This window comes from Clostridium fungisolvens, from assembly GCF_014193895.1.
Lineage (GTDB): Bacteria > Bacillota > Clostridia > Clostridiales > Clostridiaceae > Clostridium_AR > Clostridium_AR fungisolvens.
In genome coordinates, this window is the sequence record NZ_BLZR01000001.1 from 2,381,796 (window position 1) to 2,396,375 (window position 14,580).

Annotated in this window: 14 protein-coding genes; all 14 read right to left on the reverse strand. The window is 29.2% G+C overall.

Translation table 11 applies throughout. The annotated features are described in order from the left end of the window. Positions 1–117: 117 nt before the first annotated feature. Complete coding sequence (locus tag bsdtw1_RS10190) at positions 118–3,471, reverse strand: ABC transporter permease (RefSeq protein ID WP_183277467.1); 3,354 nt, start codon at positions 3,469–3,471, stop codon at positions 118–120. A gap of 2 nt (positions 3,472–3,473) precedes the next feature. Then, positions 3,474–4,178, reverse strand: a complete 705-nt coding sequence (locus tag bsdtw1_RS10195) for an ABC transporter ATP-binding protein (protein ID WP_183277468.1) — start codon at positions 4,176–4,178, stop codon at positions 3,474–3,476. Between the two features lie 101 nt (positions 4,179–4,279). Then, positions 4,280–4,876, reverse strand: a complete 597-nt coding sequence (locus tag bsdtw1_RS10200) for a TetR/AcrR family transcriptional regulator (RefSeq protein ID WP_183277469.1) — start codon at positions 4,874–4,876, stop codon at positions 4,280–4,282. A 186-nt stretch (positions 4,877–5,062) separates the two neighbouring features. Then, positions 5,063–5,548 carry a flavodoxin domain-containing protein gene (locus bsdtw1_RS10205; RefSeq protein ID WP_183277470.1) on the reverse strand — a complete coding sequence of 162 codons (486 nt, stop codon included), beginning with the start codon at positions 5,546–5,548 and terminating at the stop codon, positions 5,063–5,065. A 2-nt stretch (positions 5,549–5,550) separates the two neighbouring features. Then, positions 5,551–6,432, reverse strand: coding sequence for a hypothetical protein (locus bsdtw1_RS10210; RefSeq protein WP_183277471.1), 882 nt, complete (start codon positions 6,430–6,432; stop codon positions 5,551–5,553). A gap of 24 nt (positions 6,433–6,456) precedes the next feature. Beyond that, positions 6,457–7,071 (reverse strand): TetR/AcrR family transcriptional regulator, encoded by a 615-nt coding sequence (locus tag bsdtw1_RS10215; protein WP_183277472.1) that lies wholly within the window; start codon positions 7,069–7,071, stop codon positions 6,457–6,459. Positions 7,072–7,417: 346 nt separating this feature from the next. Beyond that, positions 7,418–8,263 (reverse strand): YitT family protein, encoded by an 846-nt coding sequence (locus bsdtw1_RS10220; RefSeq protein WP_183277473.1) that lies wholly within the window; start codon positions 8,261–8,263, stop codon positions 7,418–7,420. Between the two features lie 763 nt (positions 8,264–9,026). After that, a complete protein-coding gene (locus bsdtw1_RS10225; RefSeq protein WP_183277474.1) occupies positions 9,027–9,182 on the reverse strand; it encodes a hypothetical protein in 156 nt (51 codons plus the stop codon). A 383-nt stretch (positions 9,183–9,565) separates the two neighbouring features. Then, positions 9,566–9,763, reverse strand: a complete 198-nt coding sequence (locus bsdtw1_RS10230) for a hypothetical protein (protein WP_183277475.1) — start codon at positions 9,761–9,763, stop codon at positions 9,566–9,568. A 290-nt stretch (positions 9,764–10,053) separates the two neighbouring features. Beyond that, positions 10,054–11,076, reverse strand: coding sequence for a GH25 family lysozyme (locus bsdtw1_RS10235; RefSeq protein WP_183277476.1), 1,023 nt, complete (start codon positions 11,074–11,076; stop codon positions 10,054–10,056). A 116-nt stretch (positions 11,077–11,192) separates the two neighbouring features. Then, the gene (locus tag bsdtw1_RS10240) at positions 11,193–12,053 is read right to left on the reverse strand and encodes a GNAT family N-acetyltransferase (RefSeq protein ID WP_183277477.1); all 861 of its coding nucleotides are present in this window, start codon (positions 12,051–12,053) and stop codon (positions 11,193–11,195) included. A 21-nt stretch (positions 12,054–12,074) separates the two neighbouring features. Continuing rightward, the gene (locus bsdtw1_RS10245; RefSeq protein WP_183277478.1) at positions 12,075–13,241 is read right to left on the reverse strand and encodes an alanyl-tRNA editing protein; all 1,167 of its coding nucleotides are present in this window, start codon (positions 13,239–13,241) and stop codon (positions 12,075–12,077) included. 486 nt (positions 13,242–13,727) lie between these two features. After that, positions 13,728–14,162, reverse strand: coding sequence for a HepT-like ribonuclease domain-containing protein (locus tag bsdtw1_RS10250; protein WP_183277479.1), 435 nt, complete (start codon positions 14,160–14,162; stop codon positions 13,728–13,730). Beyond that, positions 14,159–14,575: a type VII toxin-antitoxin system MntA family adenylyltransferase antitoxin gene (gene mntA, locus bsdtw1_RS10255; protein ID WP_183277480.1), complete on the reverse strand. Its 417-nt coding sequence runs from the start codon at positions 14,573–14,575 to the stop codon at positions 14,159–14,161. The genes bsdtw1_RS10250 and mntA overlap by 4 nt, the downstream gene beginning before the upstream one ends. Positions 14,576–14,580 lie beyond the last annotated feature (5 nt).

The window sequence follows — 14,580 nt, forward strand, 5'->3', positions numbered from 1 at the left end:
GGATGGGGGGATCCAACTGTTTTTTACTTACTTGTGTGGTCGATTGTTTTACTATCTTAATTGTATAATCATATTATTAACACAGTATTACTATTTTAAGAATAAATCGTTAATAATTTATTCTGCATTCTTTAATGATTCAATCATATCTATTTTATCAAATCTTTTATACATAGCTAAATTGACTATAATAGAGAACATTATTGTTAATAACACAGAATATAAGAAATAAATCGGCTTTATAGTTCTTAAAAACATTATTACATTAGTTTCTGCTGCAGATACAACAAAATTATTAATAAGTATTCCTACTGCTATACCAGCAATACTTCCTATTACAGTTAATATCATGTTTTCTCTGTATATATATGCCGCAAGCTCATGATTATAAAATCCAAGCAATTTTATGGTAGCAAGCTCTCTTCTTCTCTCACTTATATTAATATTAGTTAAATTATAAATGACAACAAAAGCAAGAACACCTGCTGATGCTATAAGTATTAATACAACTGAATTTATACTGTTCATGCTCTTATTAAAATCAAGGTGAGTACTATTTTTGAAGCTTGTGGATCCAACCTTATCAATAGTATTAAAATCTTCTGCTAGCTTGTTTTCAGTATCCTTGGACTTATCTTTAATTAATGCAAAAAATCCACTATACTTAACATCTTCCCCCGAAAGTTCTTTATAATAATTTGAACTCATATATATATAGTGCTGAACATAATGTTCTGTTATTGCAGCAACCTTAGCCTTCATTACCTTATCATTAACAGTTATTTCAATCACATCTCCGACCTTTTTATTAACTAGCTTTGATAACTTTTCAGTAATTATAACACCATCATCGGTAAGTTGAAGTTTTTTACCTTTCTTAGAAAGATTTATATAGTTATTTAGTGTATCACTTTTCTCAGGAACAACTATATATGCATCTTCATTAGATGAATCAGCCTTCTTAATTGTGGCATTCTTAGAATAAGTAAAAAGTATGGATTTAATGTTTTGGTTGCTAGCAATTTTTTCTTCAATATTCTTTTTCTCATCGTTATCTACATTTTGAGTAAGGGAGGTTTGCATATCATAAATATAGATATCGTTAAATTGCTTTTCTACCGCACCAAGTATTCCATCCTTTAATCCATAGCCTGTTATCATAAGTCCAGTACAGGCAGCGATTCCAATAACTGTCATGAAAAATCTCTGCTTATATCTAAATATATTTCTAGCAGTTACCTTTCTTGTAAAGCTCAATCTTTTCCATATAAAAGGTAGTTGTTCAAGCAAAATCTTTTTACCAGACTTAGGTGGTTTAGGTCTAAGTAGTGATGCTGGAACTTCTCTAAGTTCATCTAATGTAGCTGCAACTGCAGCCACAGTTGTAAATAATATAGCAATCAAACAAGCTTCTACTGCTAAGATAGTGTTAAATGGAGTTAATGAATTTGGTATTGCATAAAGTGAAGTATATGCATTCATTATAAGTGGAGGGAATAATTTAAACCCAAAAGAAACTCCGATTACACTTCCTAGTACACTGGCTGATAAAGAATAAATTAAATAATGGGCAACAATGGCTGCTCTTGAATAACCTAATGCCTTAAAAGTACCTATTTCTATTCTATTTTCTTGAACCATTCTGGTCATTGTAGTGAGGCTCACAAGGGCAGCGACCAAGAAAAATATCAAAGGAAAAGCTTTTCCGATATTATCGATTCTATCACTATCCTGTCTATAATTTTCATACCCTACATTTTGAGATCTTCCTAGTACATACCATTCTGGATTCTTTATTTCCTTTAACTTATCTCTATTCTTTTGTATTTCATTTTCTGCGTCTTTTATTTTATTGTTTGCTTTATCTTCTTCGTCTTTTAGTTTTAAAGTATTTTCTTCTAAATCTTTTTCACCATCTGCAAGCTTCTTTTTAGCATCATTTAGCTTTGTAATGCCTTCAGCTTTACCTTTATTAAGCTCCACTTCAGCATCAGCAATTTTTTTCTTGCTGCTTTCTAGTTCACTTCTACCAGCTAAGAGCTGTTTTTCTCCTGAAAGAAGTTCATTTTCTTTCGTTGTAATAACTGCTTTTTGAGTATTAATCTCAGCAATTCCACTGTCAAATTTAGCTTTAGTATCTGTAAGTTCCTTTGCGTTAGGCATTTGAGCTAACATTCCGCTACTGTTTAAGAAACCATACATTGAATCAAAGTCTTTACCTTTTATTCCATTATTAAAAGCCTGATTTAAAGTGTTATATTGCATGATTAGCATTGGATTTGTAGGATCTTTGTCTAAACTTTCTTTTAATGTTGTTAACTGTGCTTGCATTCCATTAGAAATACCATCAGCAGCTAACTTTTTACCTTCACTTATCTTTAGTAATCCATCCTCAAGTTGTTTTTTTCCTGCAGCTATTGCAATTTTCCCATTCTCAATTTCAGCAGAACTTTCATTAAGCTTTGTTTCCCCATCTTGAATTGCTTTTTTTCCATCTGCTATTTGTTTTTCTCCATCAGAGATTTTCTTATTGTATAAATCTTCGTTTTTCTTAAGTTCAGCTTTACCTTGATCAAGTTTAATTCTTCCATCTTCCAGTTTTTTATGAGCATCAGCAAATTTATCTGCTGCTTCCTGTTTCGAACTATTTAGCTTATCTTCTGCTTCTTTCAGCTTATCCTCAGCAGTTTTCATCACATCCGCATATCTGACTTCGCTTCTTTTTAATCCAAGAGTCTTAAAATCTTTTTCTAAACTTGATATCACTTCTTTATACTTTTCATTATTTAAAAGACTGTTTTTTGATTCTGCACTTTCAGCTCTCACATATATTTCTGTAAAAACCTCACTTTTGAATACTTCAGGTAGTATATATACAAATCCTCTAACTGAACCATTTCCTACGGAGCTTAATTGTCTTTGACCTGAAGCATATATAGGGGATTTTGCTGACCCCACTATTTCAAATTCAGTATTGTTTAACTTGTCTTCTATATTTGTATCATTACCTGATTGTAGTTTAATTTTGTCACCAATCTTAAGATTGTTTTCCTTTAGAAATCTATCTTCAGCTATAGCCTCAGTATTGTTATTAGGTCTTCTCCCCTCAACCAGTTTTATTGAATTAATTCCACTTTCTGATGGAAGAGTATTTATATTCAATACTAATGAGTGATCTTCTTTCACAATAACAGCATCAAGAGAATAAGAACCTTCTGCTGCTGTTACACCTTTTTGCTTTTTCACCTCTTCCAAATCATCCTTGGTAAGTCCCAGCGTTGAAATAAGTTTAAAGTCCATCAAATTATTGCTACTAAAATATGAATCTGCTGATGCTTTCATATCTGGACTAGTAGCTCTTACACCTGCATAAAAAGATACACCAACTGCTATTATGATAACTATTGATAAAAATCTTGAAAGTGTTTTTCTAATATCTCTGAATAAATTTTTAAAAAATGTCTTTTTCATACTTACCACTCAATGCTTTCTATTGGCACCGGATTTGAATTAGTTTTAACACTTTCAACCTTACCACTTTTAACAGTTATTATTTTGTCAGCAATTGGTGCTATAGCTGTATTATGTGTAATTACTATTACAGTCATATTGTATTTTTTAGAGGTATCAGAAAGAAGTTTTAATATTGATTTACCCGTATTATAGTCTAATGCACCTGTTGGTTCGTCACAAAGTAACAGCTTTGGATTCTTTGCAAGAGCTCTTGCTATTGACACTCTTTGTTGTTCTCCTCCAGAAAGCTGAGAAGGGAAATTGTTTATTCTATGTTCAAGCCCCACATTCTTAAGTACTTCTACTGGATTCATTGGTTCTTTGCATATTTCAACAGCAAGTTCAACATTTTCTACAGCATTTAGGTTTTGCACTAAATTATAGAATTGAAATACAAATCCAATATCTTCTCTTCTATACTTTGTCAACATTTTAGTATTGTAACTGCTTATTTCATTATCATCTACATAAATCTTCCCTTCAGTCACATGATCCATTCCACCTAGAAGATTAAGGATAGTAGACTTACCTGCCCCGCTGGCACCAAGTACAATGACAAATTCCCCTTTTTCAATAGAAAAGGAAACATCGTCAACTGCTTTAATTACTACTTCACCCATGGTATAACTTTTTCTAACATTTTTTAACTCGATAAAACTCCCCATTGACTTTTCCTCCAAATTATTTGTGAACTTTCGTTCTCTTTTAGATTAAAATTTTTATTACTATTTTTATAAAGTACCGATTATATTTTCAATTTCTTTTACTAAAAGTATTCAAGCTTATTTATTATATCATTGTAAAATATATCGATTAGGTTTAATATTAACTTTCGAACTTCAACTTCTTCACTTTTTTCTTTTAATATAATTGAGATACTCTCAACAAGACTGTAGGAAAGAAGATATATTATAAAATTATCTTTAAGCTTTTTACCCTGAATAGTTAATCCATACTCCATTACCTCTGTGACAACTCTAGTAATAAAATCTACAAAAGTAACCTTACAATTTTCGTATTTTGAACCTTCACTTTTATTAAGTAATATGGCTAGCTCAACTCTATTTTCATCAAATATCTCCATTATCTTTTCCAGAAGGCTATAGAATATATCTTCCGCCTTATCGTTAAGTTCTACCTTTTTGAATTGATTTATGTACTCCATAACTTTATGATAGACTGCACCTATAAGGCTTTCATATAGATCCTCTTTACTAGCAAAATATTTATATATATTACCAACTGAAGTACCAGAATTTTTAGCTATGCTCCTAATGGAAGCAGCTTTATATCCCTTAGTATTAAATTCTTTTATTGCTTGGTTGATAATACTTTTTCTAATTTCATCCTTTTGATATTGCATTAGAAAACCTCCGTTCACTTTTAAAATTTTACTCTTAAAAAAAGTCAATGTCAACTTACTGCTTTATTAACATATTTTTATATATATAAAAGCTACTTATTAATAAATAGATATTTATTATAATAAAAAGACAATCTATCAATTGTTGATAGGATTGTCTTTCTTGTTATAATCCAATATAAATTGTTATATAGTTCTATTCATAGCATTTGTAAAATCTTCTATAGTATCTTCTGAAAGTTTATAAACACTGCCTTTAATTCCTGTTATCTTTTTAATCATTGCTTTTTCGAAAAAATTTAATTTTTCAAACTTATATTCATAACCAAAAGAGCATTTACATATAGCATTTTCGTATAGTTTAGCAGGAAATGCATTTTTTAATTCTTTATCCTTTTCCTCTTCCTTATCAGCGCCTCCACATATAAAAAGCCCTACTCGCTTCATTAAGAGCTCTTCTTCATGGTTTATTGCAAATTGTTTCAACTTTTTTTGTATATTTCCTATATATATTGACCCACCTAATATTATGTTATCAAATTCAATTAGAGAAGGGGGATCCTGTTTAAGAATATTAACAATAACTACTTCATCTTTCATTTTATCTTTTATAAGATTTGAAGCTTTTTCAACTGTACCATATTTAGTAGCATAAATAATTAAACTTTTCATAATTATCTCCTAACCATATGATTATTTTCTTTAACATTACTAATTACAAGATAAAGGCAATAAATAATAATTAAATTGAAACAGGGAAATATAACCATCTCACCTACTGACATTGAAATACCTGAATATATTTGACCTATTATCATAGCTGTTATTGCTGTGAGCATAGAGATTTCTTTAATTATCATTATCGGTGCTAAAAGATACCCTAATGACTTATTTTTAATTAATAAAATTCCTGACATTATTGCTATCGGAACAACAAAACCTAAATCAAGCGCCTGTATAGGCAAAGTAGTATAATACTCTAGTCCTTCCGGATATCCTCCTTTTAAAAATGCTGCTCCAATTTTGCCAACCCACATTAAACCAACGACAAAAGACATAAACAATAAAAATCCTCCAATAAACTTTCTCGGAATTTTATCACTAAAATAGAATTTAATGTTGTCAATATCAAAAGACGTAATCATCAGTGTAAGTGAGAAAAAACTCATTGACATTAAAGCTACATAGATTAAGAAGAATTTATTATACATTGACAGAAAGCTGTACGATGTATAGGTGTAAAAAAAATAACCTAATGTTCCTGTAAGTAACAATTTGCCTTTCATGAGCCCTTTGTTTGCCAAAAACATTGAAATCAGTAGCAATGGAACTGCTAGAATTATTGTAACTATATCTTGAGAAATTGCTTGAGAAGCTATGGAAACAGAATCATTATGATATAGACCTCTTCCATACATTTTAACAAGCTCTCCACCAATTGTAGTAAATTCAGTTTTGCCATAACTTTGATTGGAAAAAACACCGTATACTGCCGCTAAAAGTGATAAAAGTAATATTAAGATTGAAAGAATTTTTACAGATATTCTTAATTTCATCTAATTAACCTCACTTTTTAATATTTAATATTTTAATATTTTGAAAACTGCTTCAATATGACAATTAATAAGTTTTTCTTTTTGCTCAATAGTAATAAAATCCTCAATCATAAGCCTTATTATTAGCCCAAAGGTTGATGTCCATATGATTTGAGCTGTAACTTCTATTTTACTTTTATCAATATCACTTTCATTCCATAAGCTTTCTATACACTTACATAGTATCCCTATGGCTTTCCGTTCTTTTGACGCCCCTTCAAATAGAACTGACGTATGTTGAAGCACATTTGGTGAGCTATTCAAAAGCAAATTTCTATATTCCTCTTTCATTTTTAAAGCCATATTGATATAATTTCTTAATGCAACTTCTAGTCTACTTGCAGGTTCACCATCGATATCTTCCATAATTGATATAGACTCAATAATCTTCTTATATCCTTCTCTCATTATGCAGTCAATTATCTCATCTTTATCCTTAAAGTAATGATATATAATTGGTGCAGTATACTCTATTTTATCTGCTATTTTTCTTACAGTAACACTGTCAATTCCTTCTGTATTTATGATATCTTTTGCTGCATTTAATATAAGCTCTTTCTTTTCTTGCCTTTCTCTTTCTCTTCTATCTTGAATACCCATTTTTAATACTCCTATCCAATCATTTAACACCATCAAATCATTTAACACCATTAAATCATTTAACAACGTTAAATTAATCATATCACTGTAAAATTCTGGTGTCAATTGCTAAATACTAACTATATACCTCTCTTTAAAGATAATTATTTAATTTAGAAATCTAAAACATTGAATATTAATATTTCTTACGAAAACAGAAAACCACTAGTTAATTCACTACTATGAGTAAAATAACTAGTGGTTTCATTTTTAGATAACTTTCATTCGTTGAATATTTTTCCATAAACTTTATCTCATCTTCAGCCTTACCATTAAATAAAGAGTAATAATATCGTTTAATTAGTAGCTAACTAAAAGTAAAACCCTCGCCAACTACCTCATTTACTTCATTAATTGTAATAAAAGCCCTATCATCAATACTTCCAATATACTCCTTCAACTGAATAAACTGTTTTCTAGTAAGAATCGTAGTTATAACTTCGCTTTCATTATTATTATAAGCACCTTTGGCATAGTAAATCGTTGCACTTCTTTCTAGTATATCCATTATATATCTTTTGATTTCTTCTCCTTGTGAACTTATTATTGCAACTTGCTTATATGTGTTTAAAGTTTTAATCACTTTGTCTATAAGAGTACAGTTTATTATTACTCCTAGTATTGAATAAAGCCCTATGTTAATCCCAAATATTGATGTAGCAGCAATAGTTATAATAATATCTGCTGCTAGAAGTGAGTTACCAATAGATATATTAAAGTATTTATTAATTATTTTAGCAATTATATCAGTTCCGCCTGTAGATGCATTTTGATTAAATACTATCCCCATACCTAGTCCACAAATAAGCACTCCGAAAATCAGCTGTATTAGCACATCATCACTTATTGGTTTAATGTTAGGAAATACTTCTTCCAGGATTAGTATAACCCCAGAAATAGAAAAGCTACAAAATATTGTTTTTCCACCAAAAAAAGGTCCAATCACCAATATACCCAATAAAAATAGTATTATTTCCATACACATCATTAATCCACCAATAGGAAGTTTAGGTATTAAGCTGTTAATAATAATAGCTATTCCACTAATTCCCCCTGCAGCAATCCTATTTGGAGCCAGAAAAAAATAGGTACCTAAAGCTACTAAAACAGATCCAGTAAATAGCAGTAAAAAATCTTTCAATTTATTTTTCATGTAATTCCTCCTCCTGTCATTTAACTTAAGAAAAAGTTTAAGTTATTTTCAACAAAAAAGAGCACATAAATCAAAATATGCAATAGGCTTCTTTAACCAATTAACAATTTAAGATTTATATGCTCTCATTACACAGAAGCAATCTTCTGTGAACGTCTTTTATTTACAACTTAATATTATCCAAAATTATACTTTATGTCAATCTTTAAATTTATTTTAACGTTTTATGCCTATATAGCCAAATATTATTCTATATTGGTTAAGTTTCTTACTTTTATTACGATATGTTAAATATACCACTTCTTTAAACTGTATTTTTCATAGAATCCCCTATAATTTAATAAGTTTAAAGAAAGTGGTACTACGCTTTAATACTGTAAATATTCTATGCAAATGTATATTAGACATGATTATCTTTTTAATTAAAAATCAAAGTAGGAACTTTTCGAATAAATTACTAAAATATGCACAATATAATATTGTAACTAACCTAAGACATATACTTCAGTAATTTGAAATATATCCTCAATTTCAAGTTATTAAATTAAGTTTATATGTCTTTAATTACTCACTGTGGTCAATGCTAAAACCAAAATAATCCAAACACTAATTTCATTTAGAGTTTGGATTATTTGCATTTTAATATTTTTTGTTATTATAAAAATCTTTACATAGGTTTACTTAGTATAATATAACGTACATTAAATTAAATTTTTTGCTTTTTTTGCTCAGTAAAAATATCTTCAGATATCAGACTTATTCTTTATACTTTTCTTCTTACTAACATATAAGTTGCTATACCTACTCCTGTAGCTGTTCCTAAAAAACTAATTGTCCTAGAAGGAAATGTCTTTCTTGATTTCTTTTCGTTACCCAACATGTTTATTAATGTTGAAACTCCTACAATTTCACGTATCATTACTCACACCTCCAAATATTAAATAAAATGTAGTATATATTGATTTACTAAATTTTCAAAACCTTAAATAGCTACCCTAAGTACATTTTAAGATTTTTCAGTAAATGTAACATTATATAGATGTATTACAAAATCCATCTATATATATTTTCTCTACATATTATATAATTATCCTTTATTAAAATAGGAGGTACTAATCAATATGAGTATATTCTTCTTATATTGGAATACTCTACAATATTCGTAACGCGATAATCTATTTACAAACAACTCGGAATTCCAGTGCATCTATAATGTCCTACTTTCAATTACTTATACATACACTATAATTTCTTGAATTCGTGATTATCGAAAGAGTATAGATAAAATTTGAGTAGGTAACATTAGTGTATATATTCTGCAGCAAGGATATTTTCTTTTTTAAAGTAACGCTTTTGTCTTCTTAAGTAGCAAAAGGCTTCGACTTTCTCGCCTTTTATACCTAATACTTGAATATTTCTTCTTGTTATTTTTCTGTCTTTGTCCATGTAGATAATTGTAACAGGCCTATGAAATTCTAAAGCACTTTTTAATATATCCATTACTAATCACCTCAATATTATTATAATATATATCATTTTTATATGCAAACATATATTCGCATATGTCATATTTTTATAATATCACAATCTATTATACAGTGATTTTTTTGTGAATCTGTCTTTCTGAATGCATATGAAGAAAATCTGGTATGTGATATATTCTTCTTTTTTTATTGTTTAAAACAAATTATGTTTTGAGTCTTTACTCATATTTGTCCACATCTATAATTGGGTTATAAATTTCTAAACAATATAAAAGCTCAGAAGTAAAAACTTCCAAGCTTAATTTTTTATCTTGTTATTACACCAGATTTAGTCCACGGACCTTTGTCAGTACTATATACTACATTTAATCTCCCGTTTCCCAAGTCTTCTAAGACAATAACATTTTCACTATTAACACTTCCAATATTAGCGCCTGAAAATCTATCGTAAACTTGTCTAAATCCATTTATATAAATTGGGGCATTTAAATAGCCAATATTAGCTACAACATTCCTTATATAAGTTTGTCTTGTACCTCCTGGTACAGGGTATTCAACTAAATCAAGCTGCTTACTGTAAGATACATCAATAACTTTTATTCTATCCCCTATTTCAACTATTCTTCCTGGCTCAATATCACCGTTGGCTGTTCTCCCATAGAACCAGTCATTTTTTACAACTGCATTTGCTCCACTTACTTGCCCCATTGGCGGATTTGGATTTACTGGTGGTGTTGTCCTTCCTGTCAATAAATCTTCCTTAAATTGATCCATATCAACAGGTCCAAAAATTCCGCTTACTGAACCTGATGCAGTATATTGCCACCCACTCCAGGTATCCCAAATATTTGTGTTCCAGCTAGGTGTTCCATTAGTATAATGAGCTAGCCATAATTGAGTACCTTTCAATAAATCAGTTAAGTTATTCTTTGAAAAGTAACTTCCTGTATATACTATACATTCTATTCCTGTTAATTCTTTCACTCTATCAATAAAAGTTCTAACGCAGCTACTTAAAAGATTTTTATCTAATCCTTCAGTTGTTTCTACATCGCAAGCATATTTTAAGTCCACACTATATCCTTTAGCTGCTTCCACAAAAAAGTTTGCTTGATCTATTGCATTTTCAACACTTCTGGCTCTAAAAAAGTGATAAAACCCAACTAATATCCCTTGTGCCTTCATTCCTTGATAATGAGTAGCCATCATTTTATCTTTATAAGTTATACCTTCAGACGCCTTTAGATATGCTGCTTGTATTCCACTATTTTTTACTCGCGAATAATCAACATTAGTTTGGTAATTAGAAATATCAATTCCTTTATACATAATATCCCTCCCTATTAATATATATGAAAAAATGTGCAATTTTGGTCCTTTTTGTACATTCTAGTCATATTTTTTATGGAGTAAATATCAGTTTAAAATCAATATTTTTTTGTGCTTCATTCTATATTCATTCTATGGTATTCAAAAGCAGTTTTTATCTCAAAGCCACATTTTTTATACAAATTAAATGCTATATCATTACCACTATCTACTTCAATAAAAATGTTTTTGCTTTCATCCTTACATAAAGCTTCAACTAATTTTATTAAAGTCTCCTTTCCCATCCCCTTACCTTGATTCTCCTTAGTAATCGCAAACCCAAATAAGAATATATCATTTTCATCGTAACTTACAGAGCATGAACCAATAATCACATCATTTAATTCTGTTACATAAATTTCTCTATCTTTGGATTCTAAAGTTTTCATTGTAAAACTTTGAGAAACTTCATAACTATCATCAAAGGCATCAACACAAACATCAATGATTTGTTTAGCATCATCAAAAGATGCTTTTCTAATCTTAAGCAACTCTGATGGTGTTAATATTTTACTGTCTCTATTAAATTCCAAAAGGTATTCTGTAAAATCATAAGCAGTCTTAAGGTTCTTTACAGTTTCTTTTCCATCCTTTGACTTACTTTCACAAACAAATAATAAATCTTTAATATCATATCTCTTAACCTCTTCATTTGCTCTATGAATCAAAGATTTAAAACATCCTCTTTTCCTATATTTAGGATGTGTATATGCTGATATCTCTGCTTCAGCCTTAGTTGGAATAAACATATATAAAACACTTACTAAAATATCATCATCATATGCCATAAATAAGTTTTTTATATTTTTGTTAAAGTTTAATGAGTTATCTAAAAACATATTCCCGTTTAAACCGTCATATTCTTTACAAACATTTTCTAAAATTCTTATAGAATTTATTAATTCCTCATTTAGTTCACTAAATTCTTTTATTATCAAAAATACTCCTCCAATTTCATTTTAAAGATTTTCTTTTAAATACTCTATATATTTATTAAGTAAGTTTTTATCTTCAAAGCTTGCTTGAGCCCTATTAGCATTTCCGCCGCCTCTGCCTCCAAAATCCTTCAAGGTTTCTTTAAAAACCTTTCCACAGTCAAAATCAAACCTTCCGTTTTGGCATAGTATTAATTTTTTATCTTTTAAAGTACTCAAAATTAAGATAAAATCTTTTTCTTTAAGCTCATCATATATTTTTTCCATGAGCTCAAAACCTTCATTTTCATATTGAGCTAATATAAATTTATTAGTGGCACTATCAAGAAGCTCTTGAGCTTTATTTGAAGCTATGCTAGCATACAAACTTCCAATCTTCTTTTTAAGTTCTATAACTTCTTCCTTCTGATTCTTTATCTTATTACTTATCTCTGACGGATCAGCAGAAAAAGTTCTAGTTAATTCAACTATATAGTCATGCTTTACTTGATAATCTTTTAATGCTCTGTACCCACATTTAAAATAGACTCTAGTCATTCCTTTGTACTTTTCATATTTTATTATTTTTACAAGACCAATCTCCCCAGTCCTGTTTGCGTGAGTTCCACAACAAGCACTAAAATCAGTGTTTTCACCCATTTGTACCATTCTTATATTTCCTTCAGCTTTTATCTCTTTTCTAAGCGGAAGCTTTAGAGCCTCCTCCTTTGATAAAAAATATGTTTTGATAGGTTCATTCTTAAATACATATAAGTTAACTTCTTTTTCTACATTCTTTATCATTTCTTCAGTAGCATCTTTAAATTCCATATCAACAGTTACATAATCTTCTCCTAGATGGAATCCTGCATTGGATACTTTAAAAAGCTTAAAAAAAGCAGCTGACAATAGGTGTTCTCCTGAGTGTTGTTGGATATGGTCCACTCTTCTCTCGTAATCAACTTTGCATTTGACTACACTTCCTTCCGGTTTTCTATCAACTACGTGATATATTACATCATCTTCTTCATATACATAACTTACTTCAATATCATCAATATATCCCAAATCATTGGGCTGTCCTCCGCCTTCTGGATAAAACGGAGTGCTTTTAAGCACAATTTCAAATTTATCTCCTTTATCTAAAATTCTTTCAATTTCGCAATTTGCTTCGCATATATATGGATCTTTATAAAATAATTTTTCAGTCATTTTCATACCTCCTAATTTTCATTAGTTTAGCTTATAAGGAGAATCTTTAAATAAAATTATAGCATATATTAAATAATTTACTAATATATTCATGCACCAATTCATACTACATAATTCATTTAAATACTATATTGTCGCTGAATAAACTCTCTTCAATGAGTTTTTTTGTGCACCTTTCCGAATGTATAGGATGAAACTTACAGGCGAATAAGTTTTATTTTACTGTCCTGCAGCAAAAACTTATAAAGCCATTGAAGTATCTAGGTTTAGCTAAATTAAAAACTTTATATATTCCAATACAGTAAAAAAACACCTTACAAATTGTGGACAATTTAAATAGTCCATAATTTGTAAGGTGTTATTATACATTTCAGTAAAACTAACAACATTAAATTTTTAGGTAACTTCTTTTCATTATTATATAATTATTCATTAAAGTATTTCTTTTTTAATTTATATACATCTTCTAATTAACGAGCTAAGCACTTATTGATATTTTCTAAGAAAGTTTTTAGATATATTTATTATTACATCAAACTTATCTGTATTATTTACGATATGCTCTAGTAACTCTTCATGACTTGGTTCTTTATATCTATGTGATATTCGATTCCTTACTAATCTTGACTTTTCAAGAAAAAGATAAGTTCTTTCGTCAAATACATCACTTTTTCTTAAAAGTTTAAAACTATCACTTAAGGAAATACCTATCTTGAACCTTCTTACCTCTCTTAGCGCAATAGAACAAAAATCTTCTAGTATCGTATGAAAACCAACAAATAACTGTCTCAAGCTTGATCTTGCTAGTTTGGTTATAAGCTCGTCATCTTTATATTTTTCTAGTACCTCTAAACATTCATTTATGTCAGCTTTGCACTCTTCTAAATCCTCAATTATTTTTACAAGTCTCTCATCATTCATGATAATACATCCATTCTCCTAAAGTATATAAAGTTTTCATTTTCTTTATAGATTCTGTCAACTTCATCACAAATATTCTCAAACATCTTTCCATGGTCGTTTGTAAATAATATTTTACCATAATTTAAAATATTTATTTTAACAAACAAATCCAACTTATCACTTCTAAGATCGACAACATCTATAGGTCTATTAAGTAAATTTTCTAAGAATAACTCCAAATCTAAAATTGTGTCAAGTGATATCTTTTGTTCGTTGAGCACAGCAATATCCACATCCGATATCTCGTTAAATTCTCCATGATTTAAGCTTCCAAATATAATCACATTAGATATATTCAATTGATTTATAAAATCATATACTTCTTTGGAGTTAAGCTTATCAATAGCCACCTGTCTCTCATCATTTTCCAAATTAA

Excerpts from the sequence above, each read along its gene's own strand:
- bsdtw1_RS10190 (WP_183277467.1), bottom strand. The coding sequence starts at position 3,471 with ATGAAAAAGACATTTTTTAAAAATTTATTCAGAGATATTAGAAAAACA.
- bsdtw1_RS10250 (WP_183277479.1), bottom strand. The coding sequence starts at position 14,162 with ATGAATGATGAGAGACTTGTAAAAATAATTGAGGATTTAGAAGAGTGC.
- bsdtw1_RS10215 (WP_183277472.1), bottom strand. The coding sequence starts at position 7,071 with ATGGGTATTCAAGATAGAAGAGAAAGAGAAAGGCAAGAAAAGAAAGAG.
- bsdtw1_RS10195 (WP_183277468.1), bottom strand. The coding sequence starts at position 4,178 with ATGGGGAGTTTTATCGAGTTAAAAAATGTTAGAAAAAGTTATACCATG.
- bsdtw1_RS10230 (WP_183277475.1), bottom strand. The coding sequence starts at position 9,763 with ATGGATATATTAAAAAGTGCTTTAGAATTTCATAGGCCTGTTACAATT.
- bsdtw1_RS10200 (WP_183277469.1), bottom strand. The coding sequence starts at position 4,876 with ATGCAATATCAAAAGGATGAAATTAGAAAAAGTATTATCAACCAAGCA.
- bsdtw1_RS10225 (WP_183277474.1), bottom strand. The coding sequence starts at position 9,182 with ATGATACGTGAAATTGTAGGAGTTTCAACATTAATAAACATGTTGGGT.
- bsdtw1_RS10245 (WP_183277478.1), bottom strand. The coding sequence starts at position 13,241 with ATGACTGAAAAATTATTTTATAAAGATCCATATATATGCGAAGCAAAT.
- bsdtw1_RS10210 (WP_183277471.1), bottom strand. The coding sequence starts at position 6,432 with ATGAAATTAAGAATATCTGTAAAAATTCTTTCAATCTTAATATTACTT.
- bsdtw1_RS10220 (WP_183277473.1), bottom strand. The coding sequence starts at position 8,263 with ATGAAAAATAAATTGAAAGATTTTTTACTGCTATTTACTGGATCTGTT.
- bsdtw1_RS10205 (WP_183277470.1), bottom strand. The coding sequence starts at position 5,548 with ATGAAAAGTTTAATTATTTATGCTACTAAATATGGTACAGTTGAAAAA.
- bsdtw1_RS10235 (WP_183277476.1), bottom strand. The coding sequence starts at position 11,076 with ATGTATAAAGGAATTGATATTTCTAATTACCAAACTAATGTTGATTAT.